Here is a 16,618-nt window from a genome sequence, read left to right as displayed (position 1 = left end):
CCCAGCCATGGTTTGTGGTCCCGCCGTCATTGTCCCTGCGCCGCCGTGTCCCGATGGCCGGCCCCGGCTGCGGTCGTGTCGGCCGGCAACGTGCGGACCTGTTCGAGCAACTTCCGCCCCTGATCGTCACGCGGATTGTCCTTCACCCATCTCTGCACCAGCGCGAGGAGTGAGTCGCGTTGGCCGGCGTCATAGTAGATGCGCACGAGGGCCTTGAACGCCGATTCCGAGGCGGGCCAGCGCGCCAGCATGCCGCGCAGGATCTGTTCGGCGCGGGCCTTGTTCCCCAGGCGGCTGAAGGAGTAGCCGATGTTCACATAGGCGCGTTCCGGCTCGTCGGTCAATCCGCCGACCCGCGCGAGAAGCGTCTCCAACTCATCCGGCCGATTCATGTCCGTGTAGAGTTGCGACAAATAGACGTAGGGCTCCCATTTGTCGGGAAAGAGCTCCAGGTATCGTCGCATCAGGCGTGCCGCCTCCTCGGACCGACCGGCTCGACGCAGGGAGTCGGTGGCAGCGAAGAATCCGCCGGCGTAATTCGCCAGCATGCGGCGCGCGTTGAAGTCCCTGTAAACGGCCGGATCATTGATCCCGCGATAGAGGAAGACGTGATCGAGCCGGTCGAGGGTCACATCGAGATCGACCATCCCCTCCCCTTCTTCGGACACAAGACGGTAGGCCATTCCGGTCATCACGAGGTGGCGATCGAGCGGCTCTCCCTGGAACTTGCGGGCGGCGGCGCTCACGGTCGAGGCGAAGTTGATGGGGGCGCGGCCGCGATTGGAGGACAGGATGACGTCGGTCAACTGATCCTGAACGCGATGCACCTTGCCGTCGGGAGTCCGGTAGTGTTCGAGCCGGTCGATCTCGGAATCGGTCAGATCCATCGGAATCCCGTGCTCGTTCTTCAATTGCTTGATGTACCAGTTCGTGTTGAGCAGACTCAGATTGGCGATGCGCACGTCCTTCCGGACCCCGTACACCTCCTGCAGACACCACAGTGGGAACGTGTCATTGTCGCCGTTGGTGAAATACACGGCGGAGGGATCGGCGGACATCAGCAGGTTATAAGCATAATCATAGGCGATGTAGTTGTTCGAACGGTCATTGACAAAACAGTTGGCCTCCAGCGCCCGCAGAGGCAGGAGCGCCACGATCACGGCGCCGATGACCGGCCACAGACGCGCCCCGCCCGCCAACCAGCGTACGATCGCCGCCCCGCCCAACCCCATCGCCATGGCAAAGAGGATGAACGCCGGCGTGAAGAAATAGTCGCGGTCGCGCACCTCCAGGTACGCGTCCTGCGTGGCCGGGTTGTACTTCGTCCCATCGGCAAAATTCATGTACCAGACCAGACCCAGCGAGGTCACCAACAGCAACACAATGAACAGGAGACCGAGCACGCGTCGTCGGCGCGTCAACTGATAGAGTCCGACCACGCCCAGCAGAAACAGAGGTGGGAAGGCGCGATCATTGAACCCGTATTGCTGGTCGAAGAACCCCCAAAATCCCATGCGCTCATGCTGCCCCAGTTGATTGGCCCAGGCGCCGCGCCGTGTTAGCGCGCGCTTGAACATCGAGTCGGCGCCGTACTGCTTCCGTTCCAGGAAGCCACGGAACGAATCCCAAGTGGTCGGGCTGTTCTGATTGATCGCGGGTTTTTGAGCGGCGCGAATGGGGATGTACAACTGCACCGAGTATCCGAGATATGCGGCCACAAGGATCGCGAACGCCAGCCGCCAGCGCGCACTGGCCATGACCCAGGGCACCACACCGAGCGCCCAGACTAATGCCGTGAGGAAGACCGGCCACGGCTCTCCGCGGACCATGGTCCAGACCAGACCCGTCCCCCAAGCGAAGACCGTCCATACCCAACCGATGATCCCCCAGCGTCTCCCGGCGGCGATGCTGCCGGTCAAGACGATCAGCGCCGCCACGGCCCAGAGAAACGGGGACACCTCCCAGGCGACCAGCATCAGCGCGGCAGAGGCCAGCCAGAAGCGCCAATCGCGGCGTAGCCGCTCCGAGAGCCAGACGACCATCAGGAAGATCGGCGGCATCACCAGGAATACGGTCAGGTGCACACCGATCGACAGAAACGCGATCAGAGATAGGGCGACAAGATAACGGTCGCTGGCGGGGTTGTCACGCTGCGCGACCCAGATCAGCGCCAGCCATAGCAAGAGCATCATCAGGAACATCGCCAGGCCGTACACCTCGGCCTCGACCGAGTTTGACCAATTCGTGCTCGAGAAGGCGAAGAACAACGCCCCGCACAACGATCCGGCATAGACCGACAGGCGCGCCACCAACCCCAGCGTCGGATCGGGATAGCGCTCGGAGTACCCAAGAGTGATCAACCGCGCCAGGATGAAGAATGCCAGCGTCGCCGCCAGCGCGCTGGAGAAGGACGAGAGCAAGTTGATGCGATGGGAGATGTCGCCGGCCATCGGCAGGCAGGAGAAGACCCGTCCGATCAGCATGAACAGCGGCGTCCCCGGCGGGTGGGGAATCCCGAGAATGTAGGAACAGGCGATGAACTCGCCACAGTCCCAAAACGACACTGTGCGCGAGACCGTCGCCATATACACCCCTGCCGAGAACAGGAAGACGACACCGCCGAGGATGCCGATCACCGGATCGGGAAATGTGCGCGCCAGAAAGTTGCGCGCGCGGGTGGCTTGTGGCGCTTCCGTCACACCAGTGCTCACGAATGCCCCGTCTGGGTGGATGGGGGTTGTTCTCCCGCCTGTTCCGTCAGTTTGTACACGCGATCGAGGACGCCGTTGACGAACGACCCGGCTTCAGCCCCGGCATACTGCTTGGCCAGATCCACCGCCTCGTCGATGATCACACGGGCCGGCGTCTCAGGGCAAAACCACAATTCGGCAATCGCCGCGCGCAGGATGTTCTTCTCGATCGAGCCGATGCGGCCAAAGTCCCAATGCGCCGCGGCATCGCGAATCGCGCGGTCGATGCGCTCGGAGTCGGCCAACGCCTGCGAAAAGATCTTGCGCGCGTATGTGAGCGTCTTCTTGTCGTAGGTGACGCGCCCGGCCTGCCCGTCGAACACGGCCGTGGGCTCCTGTCCGGTGGCAAAGTGGGCATACAGACAACCCAGAACCAATTCTCTTCCCTGTCGGCGCCGCGTCACAGTGCAACAATCCCCTTCTTTCCCGCCCATGGGAATGCCGGGAATGTAACGGCCCAACGCGAGGAGGTAAACGGAATTCGCCGGGCGTGGTCGGGCACGGACTCTCGGCTTCGCTCGGGGTCTCCGACACGCCGTGCCCTGCACAGCCGTACATGTTCTTGTAGGAGCGGTTCGTGAACCGCCCGTCCTCTCCAGGATAACCGGGCGCATCGCGATGCGCCCCTACAGACCTTTGGGTCGCCCAAGGGCGAGGCAGCGTCTCGCCCCTACATCCTTCGGCGCAGGTCGGCCAATTCGATGGCTGTGAGGGCGGCGTCGGCGCCCTTGTTTCCGGCCTTGGTTCCAGCGCGTTCAATCGCCTGCTCGAGCGTGTCGGTGGTGATCACGCTGTAGATGACCGGGGCGTCATTCTGCATCCCCGCTTGGGCGATCCCCTTGGTGACCTCGGCGGCGATGTAGTCGAAGTGCGGCGTGTCGCCGCGAATGACCGCGCCGAGCGCGATCACCGCATCGAACCGGTTGCTCTTCGCCAGACGATTGGCGACCGGAGGCAGCTCGAAGGAGCCCGGCACGCGCACGATCGTCAGATCGTTGTCGGCGGCGCCATGGCGCACCAGTGCATCGGTGCACCCCTCGACCAGTCGGTCGGTGATGAAGTGGTTGAACCGCGAGACGACGAGGGCGAACTTCATCCCTGTCGCATTGAGTTGGCCTTCGATCATGGTCGGCATGTCGTTTCTCCTGATCGCGTGAATACCTGTAGGGGCAGCCCTGCGTGGCTGCCCAGGGCGGGCGACCACACAGGGTCGCCCCTACGGATGAATCCGGCGATGGTCACACATTTTCACGCCAGTGGTCAATCCAACGCTCCCAGCAAATGCCCTAGCTTGTCCCGCTTCGTGGTCAGGTACCGGCGGTTGCGCTCGGAGGCGTGCACCTCGATCGGTACCCGTTCGACGATCGTCAATCCATACCCGGACAGACCGACGAGCTTGCGCGGATTGTTGGTCAACAGACGAATCGTCGACAGGCCCAGATCACGGAGGATCTGCGCCCCGATGCCGTAGTCGCGGAGATCGGGCGGGAAGCCGAGACGGATGTTGGCTTCCACCGTGTCGAGTCCCTTCTCCTGCAGATGGTAGGCATGCATCTTGTTGGCCAGACCAATGCCGCGTCCCTCTTGGCGCATATAGAGAAAGACGCCACACCCGGCGTCGTCGATCATCCGCAACGCCGCCACCAGTTGCGCCCCGCAATCGCAGCGCTCGGAGCCGAAGACGTCGCCCGTCAGGCATTGGGAATGCACGCGCACCAGCACATTCTCACGCCCCGCGACATCGCCGCGCACCATGGCAATATGATGATCGCCGTCGACGGTCGACTCGTAGAGGTGCAGACGGAAGTGCCCGTTGCGGCTGGGCAGATCGACTTCTTCAACCCGGCGGATCAGTTTCTCGGTGCGACGCCTGTAGGCGATCAGATCGGCGATTGAGATGAGGGGAATCCCGAGGCGATCGGCCAAAAGACGCAACTTGGGCAGCCGTGCCATGGTGCCGTCATCGTCCATCACCTCGCAAACGACACCGGCCGGCATCAGACCGGCCAAGCGGGCGAGATCCACGGCGGCTTCGGTGTGTCCCGCGCGCGCCAGCACACCGCCGTCACGCGCCGCCAACGGAAAGACGTGACCGGGACGGGCCAGATCGTGCGGACGTGTGCGCGGATCGACCAGCGCCTGAATCGTGCGCGCACGATCCGCGGCCGAGATGCCGGTGGTCGTCCCCTCCACGGCATCGACCGATTCCAGGAACGCCGTCTGCATCTTGGCGGTGTTGTTGGCGACCATGGGATGCAGATCAAGTGCCGCCAATCGCGCCGAATCGAGCGCGACACAGACCAGCCCTCGTCCATGCGTGACCAACAGGTTGACCGCCTCCGACGTGGCATGCTGCGCTGCCATCACCAGGTCCCCCTCGTTCTCCCGGTTCTCATCGTCGGCGACGATCACGATCCGCCCGGCGGCGATCGCCGCGATCCCGGACTCAATAGTATCAAGGCGGATGGCACCGTTACCGTCGGACCCACCATGCACGAGCGTCAGTCTATCATTCATCGCATCCTCCACAGATACGCATGTCGCACAAGTCTCACCACCCGGCGCGTGCCAGCATCGCCGCATCGATCTGAGAGCGGTTCCGTCGAGACACAGCGGCTTTGACCAACTGGTCGAACTCGACATTGACGGCATCGCCGACGTGCAGGGATCCGAAGGTCGTGTGTGTCAACGTCTCCGGGATCAGTGCCACCGTGAACGATCCGGGGTAAACGGATGCGATCGTCAGACTGACGCCATCCAAGGCGACCGAACCCTTGGGAACGATCCACGGATCGAAGCGCGGATGGATGGCGATTCCGAGATGGGACCCATGAACATCGCGGCGCACCGCGCCGACACGCCCGACACAGTCGACATGCCCACTCACGAGATGGCCGCCCAGCCGTCCATCGGCGCGCAACGCCGGTTCGAGATTCACACGTCGGCCGACGCGCCATTGCGCGAAATTCGTGACGCTCAACGTCTCGGGAATCGCTGTCCCGGTGAACTCTCCGGCGCGGATCGACTCCACGGTCTGGCAGGCACCGCTGATGTTCACAGAATCGCCGACGCGCAATTGCGCGGCCGTCTGCTCAGCGGCAATCGCCCAACTCAGACCGGCCGGGACACGACGCAGGCGCGTGACAGTGCCGATCTCGGATATCAAGCCGGTGAACATGTCATTGTCCAGCGGGCGGCTCGCGAGCCGCCCCTACATCTCGTCGAATCAGCGGTCTTCGACATTGGTTTGCTCAATCAGAGAACCGGCTTCGGTGTCGTCCTCATCGGTGGGTTCATCACTTGACTCGGCCGCGACTTCGGGCTCGGCCGTCTCCTGCGGCTCATAGTCGGGATATCCGGTGATGAGGAGATCGTGCCCAAGCCAGCACACTTCCGAATCGACCAGTCGCACGGCCTCAGGGAGCGATGGCGCCTTCCACCGTCCGAGGGCATCGACCCCGGCGCCCAAGAAGCGCATCGATATGATCAGGTGCACCTTGTCGACCAGACGCTCGCGGAAGAACGAACCGAAGACCTCGCCGCCGCCCTCGACCAGGATGCTGGTGATGTTGCTCTTGGCGGCACGGTCGAGGACTTCCTGGAGACTGACTTGATGGCGATCGTCCGGCTCGACATACCAATCGAAGCAATCCGGGTGCGGCGCGGTGACGGGACGCCTTCCGATCGACAGGCCGATGCGAACCGTCCGGCGATCCTCATTCTGAGAAAAGAGGCGCATGGTAGACGGCAGCTTTCCCCACGAGTCGAGCACGAGGCGGAGCGGATCACGTCCCCGCACGGTGCGCACGGTCAACTGCGGGTCGTCCTTGAGGACCGTATTCTTGCCGACCAGCACGGCGTCGTAGCGGGCCCGCAGCGCGTGAACAAACCGGCGCGCCGCGGCGCCGGTGATCATCTCACCGCCGCCGTTTGTCGTGGCGATTTTGCCGTCGAGCGTCTGCGCGATCTTCACAACGATCAGAGGACGGCCGGTGACCATGAACTTGATGTGCGCTTCATTCTGACGCATCGCCTCGCGTTGCAGGACGCCGGTGCGCACCCCGACGCCATTGGCGCGCAGATGGCGGATCCCGGCGCCGCTCACCTGCGGGTTGGGGTCCTCCATGGCGCAGACGACGGTCGCAATCCCCGCCCCCAGAATCGCATCCACGCACGGCGGGGTCTTCCCCCAATGGCTGCATGGCTCAAGACTGACATACAGAGTTGCCCCCGATGCGGCCGCACCGGCCTGTTTCAATGCGAGCATCTCGGCGTGGGGACCACCAGCGCGATGATGATAACCGCGCCCGATCTCGACGCCATTCTTGACAACCAAGGCGCCGACGATCGGATTCGGGCTGGTCCGCCCCGCGCCCTTTTCGGCGAGGGCAATCGCTTGTGCCATCCACTGCTGGTCTATCGCTGTCTGATCCATGTTGATTCTTATTCCCGCCCCATGGCGGTCTCACATCTGACCGCTGCATCCCAAAATGAAAACCCGCGCTTCACATAAGAACTTCGGGGTGAAGCGCAGGTTCAATTGCTAAAGCCAAGCCATTGAACGGCTGCGACTTGGACGGCCTCATGCCATGTACGGCACGATGCCATCTTGGGTGCCTTCTCCCATCCGGACTGTACCGTCGGCGCCGGAGTTCCACCGGCTCAGCCATCGCGTTTTCGTTGGGCGATGGGTCGCGGGCTCTGACCGCCGGTCGAGGAATTGCGCCTCGCCCCGAAGGCCCTATGGCATCTGTATGTACGTTGTGTGCACAGGAACCGTCAAGGCGATTCACTCCCGTGGGGCCGTTTTTGTCAGGCCGGTGTGGTCCTGAATGTGATATTATCGGTCTTGTTCAACGGCTAATGAGAACCCAAGCCTCCATCCACTGACGACACCATCAGGAGATCGACGACACGATGAAGACACGCCCCCTTCTGCTGTGGCTCCTCGCCCTGATCATCACCCTTGCCTCGGCATACTACCAGCGCGCCACCGGGCCGACGTGGCCGTTGACCGGGACTGTGACACTCAACGGGAGAGAGATTCATTACAAGCTGCCGCGCAGTCATGAGGGGAGCGGCAAGGCGCGCATCTCGGTCATCGCCCCGGACACGCTGGTTTTCGGATTCGTGAAGTTCGCCTTCCAGGATTACCCCGGCGCGTGGCGGCAGACGGCGATGCTCCGTCACGGCGACACGCTGGTGGCGGAGCTCCCCGGCCAGGAGCCCTTGAAGGTCATGCCGTGCCAGGTCTATCTCGTCGTGCGCGGCTCTTCACCGGTTCTGATCACGAAAGACTTACTGAAGATTCGTTTCAAGGGGTACACGCCGCGCGCCGCACTGATCCCACACATCGTCTTCATGTTTGCCGCGATGCTGTTCTCCACCCGGGCCGGGCTGGAGACCCTCACCGGGGGGAGGCGTGGCCCGACGCTGGCGTCCTGGACCGTCGTGACCCTCTTTATCGGTGGGATCGCCTTGGGTGCGCTGGTCACATATTACGCCTTCCATCTCTGGTGGACCGGCTGGCCGGTCGGCACTGACTTGACAGACAACAAGACGGCGATCGCCCTTCTCATCTGGCTGTTTGCCTGGCTGCGCGTCCGCAAACACCCGAGACGAAGGGTCGCTGTGATTGTCGCTGCGGCGTTGATGTTGGTGATCTTCCTGATTCCGCACAGCATGTGAGCGGGTCACATGCGGGCACGGCACGCCGTGCCCCTACCAAATACGCGGTGCCCCACTCGACAGGCGAATCCTGCATCGCGACAATCCTCGGTGCGCGTGGGCCGTCTTTGCTCGCAGCAAACATGGCAATACTACGGTTCGCACCGCTCACACGGGGAGTAGCCGTCAAAGAACGCCGAGTCGCGCGCCGTGAAGCGCACCTCGTCTGGGCGCTTGATACCCTGGACGCTCGAACAGTCCGGGCGGTGAAAGCGAAAGCCGGCGAACGACGCGATGTATTCGTCGGCAGTCTCCACTGACGTTTCGCGCCAAAGGCCGCGGCGCGCCGACATCGCCTCCCGCAGATCGCGGACCAGCTCCGGAGCGTGCTGCAAATTGTCCGGATAGAAGTAGCACCACGCCCATCCGACGCGCACGATCTCGCGGTTGACCATCCGTTCATTGCAGTAGACGAAGGCCAACGTTCGCCCATAGCGGTCTGTCTGTTCCCCGCCGAATTCCAGGCGAACCCTCTTCCCCATCACCAGACGGTCGTTCAGCGCAGTGGCCGAATCGCTGCCGGGGCGGCCCCGCTCGGGCGTGTCGAGGCCGATGTAGCGCACGATGCGGCCGTCATCGAGCTCGATCGTGTCGCCGTCACGGACCGCGATGACACGCGCCCATTCACCGGGAATCTGTCGCTGACAAGAGACCAGGAGGAGTACGGCGACCAGTGATGTTGCTCTCGTCGCCCACCTCCACTTCCGCCGGGGCCGGATCCCTATCAGGACGAGTGGCGCCATTGCCGATAAGGTAGTGGAATCGCTCCTGCGGTGCGCAATCACTTAGCGGGCAGTCCGACATGACGGCAACCGCGTCACCCACCATGCCTGGATCCGGGAAATCCCGGCCCTTCTCACAATACCTGAAGGGGTTGTTCTTCTTCCTCGTCGCCCTCTTTGCAACCAGTCAGATCTCTCCGCTCGTGCTCCTGAACGGGCTGATCCGCCAGGAAGATGAACTGCTGGCGGCGCGTTTGGAAAACGCCGGAGCCGACCTGCGACGCCTGTGCTCCTCGGCCACCGGGTGTCGGCACAATGCGTCCGACTTGACAACCCTGGCTCGCAGCCACCATCTGACACGCATATGGATTTCGGTTGGCGACACCCACGACGCGGCGGGGACAACGTGGGACACTGTGATCATCGCCGCCGATGTGGCGCCCAGTGCAGAGAGAGTAGGCGACCCGCTCCGCAGCCTGGACATTGTCGCAACGTGCCGGGGCGAGCCGGTCCGGGGGCGTGTCACGATCGCGGCGCCACTGGCCGCCGGATTGCGTCGGCAACTGCACAGCGAGCTGTGGCTACGCGGCGCCATTCTACTGGCCTTTGGCTTCTTCACCTGGTTGTTCTATCGCAGCGTGTTGCGACCGTTCCACGACATGCGCCAACGGGCCAAGGCGCTGGTCGATACCGGTCTTCTGCCCTCGGCGCCGGGACAGGTCGATCAGGATCCGGAATACGTCATGGCGACCTTCGACATCCTCGTCCGTCGCCTCCTGGCGGAAACCAAGACCCTCGAATCGCGGGCCGCGCAATCGGAGCGGCGCTCGCGCAGTCTGGAGCGATTCAACGACTACATCCTCAGCTCGCTGTCGACCGGCGTGATCATCCTCGACCGACACGGTGAGATCCTCCGTTTCAACCGCGCCGCCGAACAGATCCTGCACATGTCCGCGGCCACCGTCTGCGGACGCACCTATGCGGCGTCGGGACTTTCCGAAGGACTCGTGGAGCTCTTGCGCGTGGGCCTCTCGCATGGTCGTGTCTTTTCCCGTCACGAATTGCGTATCGACCGCGCCAACGGCGATCCGCTGTACCTGGGGATCAATACGTCCTGTATTCGCACCGATACCGGCGAAGTGGTCGGCCTGAGTCTGTTGCTCACCGACCTGACCGAGATCAAGCGGTTGCAGGATGAAGTCGCCGAGAACCAACGCCTGGCCGACCTCGGTGAGTTGTCCGCCGGGCTGGCGCACCAACTGCGCAATGCCATCGCCGCGATTCTCGGGTATGGAAAGCTGCTGCGCCATGCTCAGGTCGCCGACGCGAAATCCGGGGATTGGATTGAGGCGATCATCGGGGAGACGCAGGAGACTTCCGAGATGCTGACCCGCTTTCTGGATTTCGCCCGCCCCTTGCGTGCCGAACGGCGTCCCCTCGATCTGCGCCAGGTGATCGCGGATGCGATCGATGCCGCCGGTCCGAGTCTGAGACTCCGACAGTTGCGGATGCGGCAATCCGGCGCTGACGTCGCGGCGCTGGTACTGGGCGATGCCCTGCTGCTGAAGCAAGTGCTGCTGAACCTGATCCAGAATGCGGCCGAGGCCTCACCGGCAGACGGCGAAATCCGCGTGTCTCTGGAACAGACCGGCGGCGATGAGAAATCGCGTCGCTGGCAGATCACGGTGAGCGACCGTGGTCCCGGCGTCAAACCGGAGGATCGGGCCCGCATCTTCCAGCCCTTTTTCACCACCAAAGACAGCGGCACCGGACTCGGTCTGCCGTTGGCGCGTAAGATCGTCGGCTTCCACGGCGGCACGCTGACGCTCGAATCGACCGGCCCGGACGGCTCGACATTTGCGGTGACGCTCCCAGCGGCCGTTGCTCACGAAGTAGAGATGGCGGCCACGCGGGGCCGCCCCTACGAGCCCGTACGAATCCGTCCGTAGGGGCAGACCCGTGTGTCTGCCCGAGCGGATTGTCCCCTCCCGGGATTGACAAACATCGGCAATCGGGTTATTGTCGCCTCGTCTGGCCATGACGGGAACAACCCGACGTGGCCGCGCCACAACTGCCGGAGTGGTGGAATTGGTAGACGCGCCGGACTCAAAATCCGGTGGGACCAAAATCCCGTGTCGGTTCGATTCCGACCTCCGGCACCAATCCCCGAAAACCATGACCACAATTCAGGAGGGAATCATGAAACGCGTTGCTCTGTCCTTGTTGTTGGTCTTGGCCGCGACGGCGACTGCGGTTGCCGTGGAGACGCACCCGTTCTCCGTACACGACATGGTGGCGATGGATCGTATCTCAGAGCCGATGGTGTCGCCGGACGGGAAGCAAGTCGTCTTCGTGTTGCGGAAGACCGATTTGGAGGCGAATCGCGGCCGCACCGATCTGTGGTTGGTCGGTGTCGACGGAACAAACCTGCGGCAGTTGACCACCGATCCGGCCGGCGATTTCAATCCCCGTTGGTCACCCGATGGGAAGTCCATCTGGTTCCTATCGACCCGCTCCGGATCGGCGCAAGTGTGGCGTCTCCCTCTGACCGGCGGCGAGGCGGAGCAGATCACCAAGTTGCCGCTCGATGTCGGCAATCTGATCCTCTCGCCCGATGGCAAGTGGCTGGCCTTCTCACTGGAGGTCTTTGTCGGCGCCTCCGACCCCGACAGCACGCAGAAGCGGCTCGATGCGATTGCCGCGCGCAAGTATTCGGGACAGATCTTCGAACGGCTGTTCGTTCGCCACTGGGACACATGGAAGGACGGACGGCGCTCGCATATCTTCGTGATGCCCGCAAACGGCGGCGCTCCCAAGGACATCATGCCCGCGATGGATGCCGATGCTCCATCGAAGCCATTCGGCGGCACCGAGGAGTTCACCTTCACGCCTGACAGTCGCGGTCTGATCTTCGCCGCCCGTGATGCCGGTCGGGAGGAACCCTGGTCGACCAACTTCGATCTGTACTATGTCCCGGTCGATGGTTCGCAAGCGCCGCGCAACCTGACCGACGCCAACAAGGCGTGGGACACGCAGCCCCTCTTCTCCCCCGATGGTCGCACGTTGGCGTACCTGGCGATGGCGCGTCCCGGCTACGAAGCCGACTGCTTCAAGCTCATGCTGCGACAGTGGCCGGAGGGAACTGTACGGTCGCTCACCGCGAATTGGGACCGTTCGGTCGGATCGTTCTGCTGGTCACCGGATGGCAAGACGATCTTTGCGGTCGCCGGGCACATCGGCAACTCGTCGTTGTTTGCCATCAATGCCGCCACCGGCGCGGCGAAGGTCGTGATCCGCAACGGCACAGTCAGTTCTCCGTCCATCGCCGGCAATCGACTCGTGTATGGCCTGGACAACTACCACCTGCCGGTGGAACTGTTCACTGCGCGCGTCGATGGACAGGATGTGCGCCAGATCACACGCGTCAATGCCGAGAAGTTGGCCGCGGTGCGGATGGGGGATTTCGAGCAGTTCAACTTCATCGGAGCGAATGATGACACGGTGTGGGGCTATGTCGTCAAGCCGGTCGATTTCACGCCGGGCAAGAAGTACCCGGTAGCGTTCCTTATTCATGGCGGCCCGCAGGGATCATTCGACAACCACTTTCACTATCGCTGGAATCCACAGGCGTACGCCGGGGCGGGATATGCCGTTGTGACTGTCGATTTTCACGGCTCCACCGGATACGGCCAGGCGTTCACCGATGCCATCGGCGGCGACTGGGGCGGCAAGCCGCTGGTCGATCTGCAAGAGGGTCTGGCGACGGCGTTGGCGAAGTACCAATGGATGGATGGCGATAAGGTCGGCGCGCTCGGCGCCTCATTCGGCGGGTACATGGTCAACTGGATCGCCGGCAATTGGCCGGACCGATTCCTATGTCTGGTGAATCACGATGGGAATCTCGATGAACGTCTCGCCTACTTCGACACGGAAGAACTGTGGTTCCCCGAATGGGATCATCACGGCACGCCATGGGATAATCCCGATGGGTACGAGAAGCAGAATCCGATCAACTACGTCAAGTACTGGACGACGCCGATGCTCGTGGTTCATGGCGGCAATGACTTCCGCATCCCCTACGCGCAGGGAATTTCGACCTTCACGGCGTTGCAGCGGCGCAATATCCCCAGCAAGTTCCTGTACTTCCCCGATGAGAATCACTGGGTGCTCAAGCCGCAGAATTCGATTCTCTGGCATGAGTCCGTCCTCGGCTGGCTGGATCGGTGGCTGAAATGAGACGCGCGGTCCTCTGTCATGCTGAGTGTAGCGAAGCATCTCTCTGCGATGGAGTCATGGGCGGCACTGCCATCTGACGTGATCGCGACGGCTGCCCATAGAGATCCCTCGCTTCGCTCGGGATGACAGGGCTGTGTCGCCCACGATAGAGTCGCGGACAGGGGGCTTTCAGCCCCCTGATGGCGGGCAGTGCCCGCCCTACGAAACCGAGCGCGCCCGAATAAGACGATTCCTGCGTCTGCCCGCGATCTCTGATCGCGGATCAACATCACGCATCCCGACGGTCCGAGGACAAGGGGCTTCAGCCCCTTGACGACGACGGCGTGCGGATCCCAAGTAGGGGCGTATTGCAATACGCCCCTACGTCGCATGACCAGCGACGTTTCTCAACATGCCGGGGGCGGTCCGCCAGAGGCGGACAAGCACGCCGTGCCCCCACAGTGCGTGTTGCCCGCCGCGGCAATCGCATGTGGGGATTCCACCGCACGTTCACAAATTCCCAATATCGATTGACTTCCCACCGGCCCGGTGTATCTTCTGATGGAAGCGGTATGAACCTCTCCTCGGGAGGAGCGGTGCCATGGGAAAGAGCAGTCTGCTGGGGGCGGTGCTGGCAGCACTGTGTTCAACCGTGACGGCGTTCGCCACGGACTACGATCCGGCCGACGGCGTGTACCCGAAGGGAGATGCCGGAAGGGCTCCGCAGATCAAGGGCACACCGTCTGTGGAGCGGCCTCGGGGTCGCCGGTCACGGTCAATGCCGGAACGAACCGGACTGTACCGGGGACATTCTGCAACGGCAACTGGCAGGGTTGGTTCGCGTACACGGTCGGCGATTGGTATGCGGGCGACGAGTTCTACGCTGCCTATCAGGATCCGTCGAATCCGAGCTGGTGGAACGGGACCTGCATCAACAGCCCGAGCTTTGACGTGACGGCGATCAGCATGATCGTGCGGTTCGCCGACGAGCTGAACGACAGCGCCGACATCGCTCGGCTACTCAGTTGGGTGTCCGGCCATCCGGCCGATCGACCATTGGGCGCCTGGAGATTCTAACAGGATGCTCAAAGAAGGCCAACCCATGTCATTCTGAGCCCCGCCGCTGTTGGGCGGGGCGAAGAATCTGCTGTTGGTTTCATAGAGAGAAACAGCAGATCCTCCGCTTCGCCCAGGATGACAACGGTGAGACCAATCCGCATTTCCTGGGTTTTTTCAGCAACTGCTAATGGACGTGCCCTCCCTCCCCCTCCCGCAGGAGAGCGGGAACTCCTTTTTGGGCAACGAACGGAGACCTCGTGCCGCGCGGCTGCGACTCACCATGCGCAGACGCGGCTCCGATGTCGTGCCGGTATCGAGCCGCATCGGGATGCGCAGCGGGCATGCTCCTGCCATATTCACACAATAACTATCTCATATACCTACCCACCTGCCGGACATCACAATCCCCCTTGACAGACGCGGGGGATTCCATTAGAACGATGAAGGGTTGATTGGGCTGCCGGGCGGTGGGACGGAGCGCGCGTCTTCACGTGCCGGGAGTAGCCATGCCCCGTCCCGTTACCATTTCGCTCTGGAGTGTTGTCCCGGTCGCGGCGGTACCAACCTGGAGAAATGAACAGGCCGTGGGGCAGGTCACGCGCCGCGGCTGTACACATCAAGCAACGACAGAAAGGAGATTGGGCGATGACTACAAGGAATCTCGTCTTGACTCTCGCGGCAGTGCTGGCGGCGCTGGCGACGACAAGCTGGGCGATTGACGTCGACCCTCAGGGGGCGCCGACCACGGTGACCGTCCAGGGCAAGCTGACCGGCAGTGGGGGAGCGCTGATCAGCCCCGGTGCTTACACCTTCGAGTTCCGCATCTTCAACGCCGAAGTCGGCGGTATGAAAGTGTGGCCTGAGGTTGAGTCCGAAGACCATGTGATCACACTGCAGAGTGATGGGCTGTGGACGGCCTACTTGGGGAAGGACCATCCGTTGGAGGTGCGTTTCGTCGATGATACCGCCCGCTGGCTGGAAGTCACCGTCAGACCGCCGGTTGGGATGGCGGAGACGTTCGCTCGTGTGAAGCTGGCGTCGGCCCCGTTTGCCTTGGAGGCGGCGCAATTGAATGGCAAGACGGGAGTGGAGTACCTGGCCCAAGTAGGGGACACGGTGGGGGGGAGTCTCCATTTCGACCGGAATGGTGATGGTGTACTTGACGCAAGGATCGACCTGTCGCTGTCCGATGCCGCCATCCTCACGTTCTACCAGTCCGGCATGCAGACAGTCAGACTCCGTGGTGACGGCTACGGGGAACTGGACCTTTTTGATGAGGACGGGACCCGGACTGTTCATCTCAACGCCTCGACCTTCACGGGCGGGGGGCTGTCGCTCTACAAGGAGGACGGCTTCATGGGCATGATACTCCAAGGCGGATCAACCACAGATGGGGCCACGTTGGATATGTGGAACGCACAGGGCACGACGACTATTGCCCTGGATGCGGACATCACCGGCAACGACGGAGTTGTGTTGCCTCAGAACGCCATCTCCGCCTTGGAAGAGCGCGACGAACCGGGCGTGGCGAACAACAATGCCACAACATTGATCGATCTGGACGGTACGGTACAGACCCTTTTGTCTCGCAGCATCACCGCCCCGGCGGCTGGGTACGTCCTTGTGATCGGCACGCTTACGATTGACATCACTCATCTCTCCGGTGTCTTCGACGAGGCCGTGTTTGCTGTCTCTAACCAATCCGGCTCGATCCCCTCAGGCCAGAACTTCAAGGTCTTGATGGAGGCCGCATTACCGACCGGGCCGTATCAACAAGTGGTCACTGTCCACGGGCTCTTCAGCGTGGGAGAGGGCCTCTCCACTCTCTATCTCTTGGGCCGGGAATTGACGGGTACGTTTCAGGTCCGTGACAGACAGCTGACGGTGGCTTTCTTCCCAACGGCCTACGGTGATGCGCCCCCACCCCTTGTTGCTGCCATGGGACAGGACCGGTTCAAGAGGGGAGCTGTGACGACGCCCGGGTTGAGCGCCCAGGACATCGCTGCCGAGCAGGCCGCAGCGCAGGTATTCCATACGGCGCGAATCGAACGTGAGCTGGCCACGCTGCGCGCCGAACTTCAGGCGTTGACGGAGCGGTTGCGCGTGGCGGAGTCTGCACGGCCCGACCGCGAAGGAGGCCGATGA

At 62.6% G+C, this 16,618-nt stretch carries 12 protein-coding genes, 1 tRNA gene and 1 riboswitch; of the genes, 6 read left to right on the top strand and 7 right to left on the bottom strand.

What is annotated here, in order from left to right; genetic code table 11:
- Positions 1 to 26: 26 nt before the first annotated feature.
- The 6 genes from AB1792_01630 to ribD all read right to left on the bottom strand — a co-directional run bounded on the left by AB1792_01630 (position 27) and on the right by ribD (position 7,185).
- Positions 27 to 2,699 carry a DUF2723 domain-containing protein gene (locus AB1792_01630; protein ID MEW5700917.1) on the bottom strand — a complete coding sequence of 891 codons (2,673 nt, stop codon included), beginning with the start codon at positions 2,697 to 2,699 and terminating at the stop codon, positions 27 to 29.
- An 8-nt stretch (positions 2,700 to 2,707) separates the two neighbouring features.
- A complete protein-coding gene (nusB, locus tag AB1792_01625; GenBank protein ID MEW5700916.1) occupies positions 2,708 to 3,154 on the bottom strand; it encodes a transcription antitermination factor NusB in 447 nt (148 codons plus the stop codon).
- A gap of 266 nt (positions 3,155 to 3,420) precedes the next feature.
- Complete coding sequence (gene ribE / locus AB1792_01620; protein MEW5700915.1) at positions 3,421 to 3,885, bottom strand: 6,7-dimethyl-8-ribityllumazine synthase; 465 nt, start codon at positions 3,883 to 3,885, stop codon at positions 3,421 to 3,423.
- A 125-nt stretch (positions 3,886 to 4,010) separates the two neighbouring features.
- A complete protein-coding gene (locus tag AB1792_01615) occupies positions 4,011 to 5,267 on the bottom strand; it encodes a bifunctional 3,4-dihydroxy-2-butanone-4-phosphate synthase/GTP cyclohydrolase II (GenBank protein MEW5700914.1) in 1,257 nt (418 codons plus the stop codon).
- 34 nt (positions 5,268 to 5,301) lie between these two features.
- The gene (locus AB1792_01610; protein MEW5700913.1) at positions 5,302 to 5,928 is read right to left on the bottom strand and encodes a riboflavin synthase; all 627 of its coding nucleotides are present in this window, start codon (positions 5,926 to 5,928) and stop codon (positions 5,302 to 5,304) included.
- Between the two features lie 48 nt (positions 5,929 to 5,976).
- Entirely contained in the window at positions 5,977 to 7,185 is a 1,209-nt protein-coding gene (ribD, locus tag AB1792_01605) for a bifunctional diaminohydroxyphosphoribosylaminopyrimidine deaminase/5-amino-6-(5-phosphoribosylamino)uracil reductase RibD (GenBank protein ID MEW5700912.1), read from the bottom strand.
- Between the two features lie 176 nt (positions 7,186 to 7,361).
- A riboswitch (FMN riboswitch) is annotated at positions 7,362 to 7,494 on the bottom strand.
- Between the two features lie 173 nt (positions 7,495 to 7,667).
- Between ribD and AB1792_01600 the strand changes: the two genes are divergently transcribed.
- Positions 7,668 to 8,438: a hypothetical protein gene (locus AB1792_01600; GenBank protein ID MEW5700911.1), complete on the top strand. Its 771-nt coding sequence runs from the start codon at positions 7,668 to 7,670 to the stop codon at positions 8,436 to 8,438.
- Positions 8,439 to 8,569: 131 nt separating this feature from the next.
- On the opposite strand, the gene AB1792_01595 is transcribed toward AB1792_01600, so the two are convergent.
- Positions 8,570 to 9,220 (bottom strand): thermonuclease family protein, encoded by a 651-nt coding sequence (locus AB1792_01595; protein ID MEW5700910.1) that lies wholly within the window; start codon positions 9,218 to 9,220, stop codon positions 8,570 to 8,572.
- Positions 9,221 to 9,279: 59 nt separating this feature from the next.
- Between AB1792_01595 and AB1792_01590 the strand changes: the two genes are divergently transcribed.
- From AB1792_01590 to AB1792_01570, 5 genes are all read left to right on the top strand, one after another.
- Positions 9,280 to 11,148: an ATP-binding protein gene (locus AB1792_01590; protein MEW5700909.1), complete on the top strand. Its 1,869-nt coding sequence runs from the start codon at positions 9,280 to 9,282 to the stop codon at positions 11,146 to 11,148.
- Between the two features lie 124 nt (positions 11,149 to 11,272).
- A tRNA-Leu gene (locus AB1792_01585) sits at positions 11,273 to 11,361 on the top strand.
- A gap of 37 nt (positions 11,362 to 11,398) precedes the next feature.
- Entirely contained in the window at positions 11,399 to 13,435 is a 2,037-nt protein-coding gene (locus AB1792_01580; protein ID MEW5700908.1) for a S9 family peptidase, read from the top strand.
- Positions 13,436 to 14,056: 621 nt separating this feature from the next.
- Positions 14,057 to 14,491: a hypothetical protein gene (locus AB1792_01575; GenBank protein ID MEW5700907.1), complete on the top strand. Its 435-nt coding sequence runs from the start codon at positions 14,057 to 14,059 to the stop codon at positions 14,489 to 14,491.
- A 627-nt stretch (positions 14,492 to 15,118) separates the two neighbouring features.
- Complete coding sequence (locus tag AB1792_01570) at positions 15,119 to 16,618, top strand: hypothetical protein (protein MEW5700906.1); 1,500 nt, start codon at positions 15,119 to 15,121, stop codon at positions 16,616 to 16,618.

The organism is Candidatus Zixiibacteriota bacterium (assembly GCA_040752595.1).
Lineage (GTDB): Bacteria > Zixibacteria > MSB-5A5 > WJJR01 > WJJR01 > JACQFV01.
The sequence above is the reverse complement of the archived record's forward strand: the minus strand, read 5'-3'. Positions and strand labels throughout refer to the sequence as shown.

Bases quoted from the DNA above. Each gene is read 5' to 3' on its own strand.
- ribE (MEW5700915.1), bottom strand. From the start codon at position 3,885: ATGCCGACCATGATCGAAGGCCAACTCAATGCGACAGGGATGAAGTTC.
- AB1792_01615 (MEW5700914.1), bottom strand. From the start codon at position 5,267: ATGAATGATAGACTGACGCTCGTGCATGGTGGGTCCGACGGTAACGGT.
- AB1792_01610 (MEW5700913.1), bottom strand. From the start codon at position 5,928: ATGTTCACCGGCTTGATATCCGAGATCGGCACTGTCACGCGCCTGCGT.
- ribD (MEW5700912.1), bottom strand. From the start codon at position 7,185: ATGGATCAGACAGCGATAGACCAGCAGTGGATGGCACAAGCGATTGCC.
- AB1792_01600 (MEW5700911.1), top strand. From the start codon at position 7,668: ATGAAGACACGCCCCCTTCTGCTGTGGCTCCTCGCCCTGATCATCACC.
- AB1792_01595 (MEW5700910.1), bottom strand. From the start codon at position 9,220: ATGGCGCCACTCGTCCTGATAGGGATCCGGCCCCGGCGGAAGTGGAGG.
- AB1792_01590 (MEW5700909.1), top strand. From the start codon at position 9,280: ATGACGGCAACCGCGTCACCCACCATGCCTGGATCCGGGAAATCCCGG.
- AB1792_01580 (MEW5700908.1), top strand. From the start codon at position 11,399: ATGAAACGCGTTGCTCTGTCCTTGTTGTTGGTCTTGGCCGCGACGGCG.
- AB1792_01570 (MEW5700906.1), top strand. From the start codon at position 15,119: ATGACTACAAGGAATCTCGTCTTGACTCTCGCGGCAGTGCTGGCGGCG.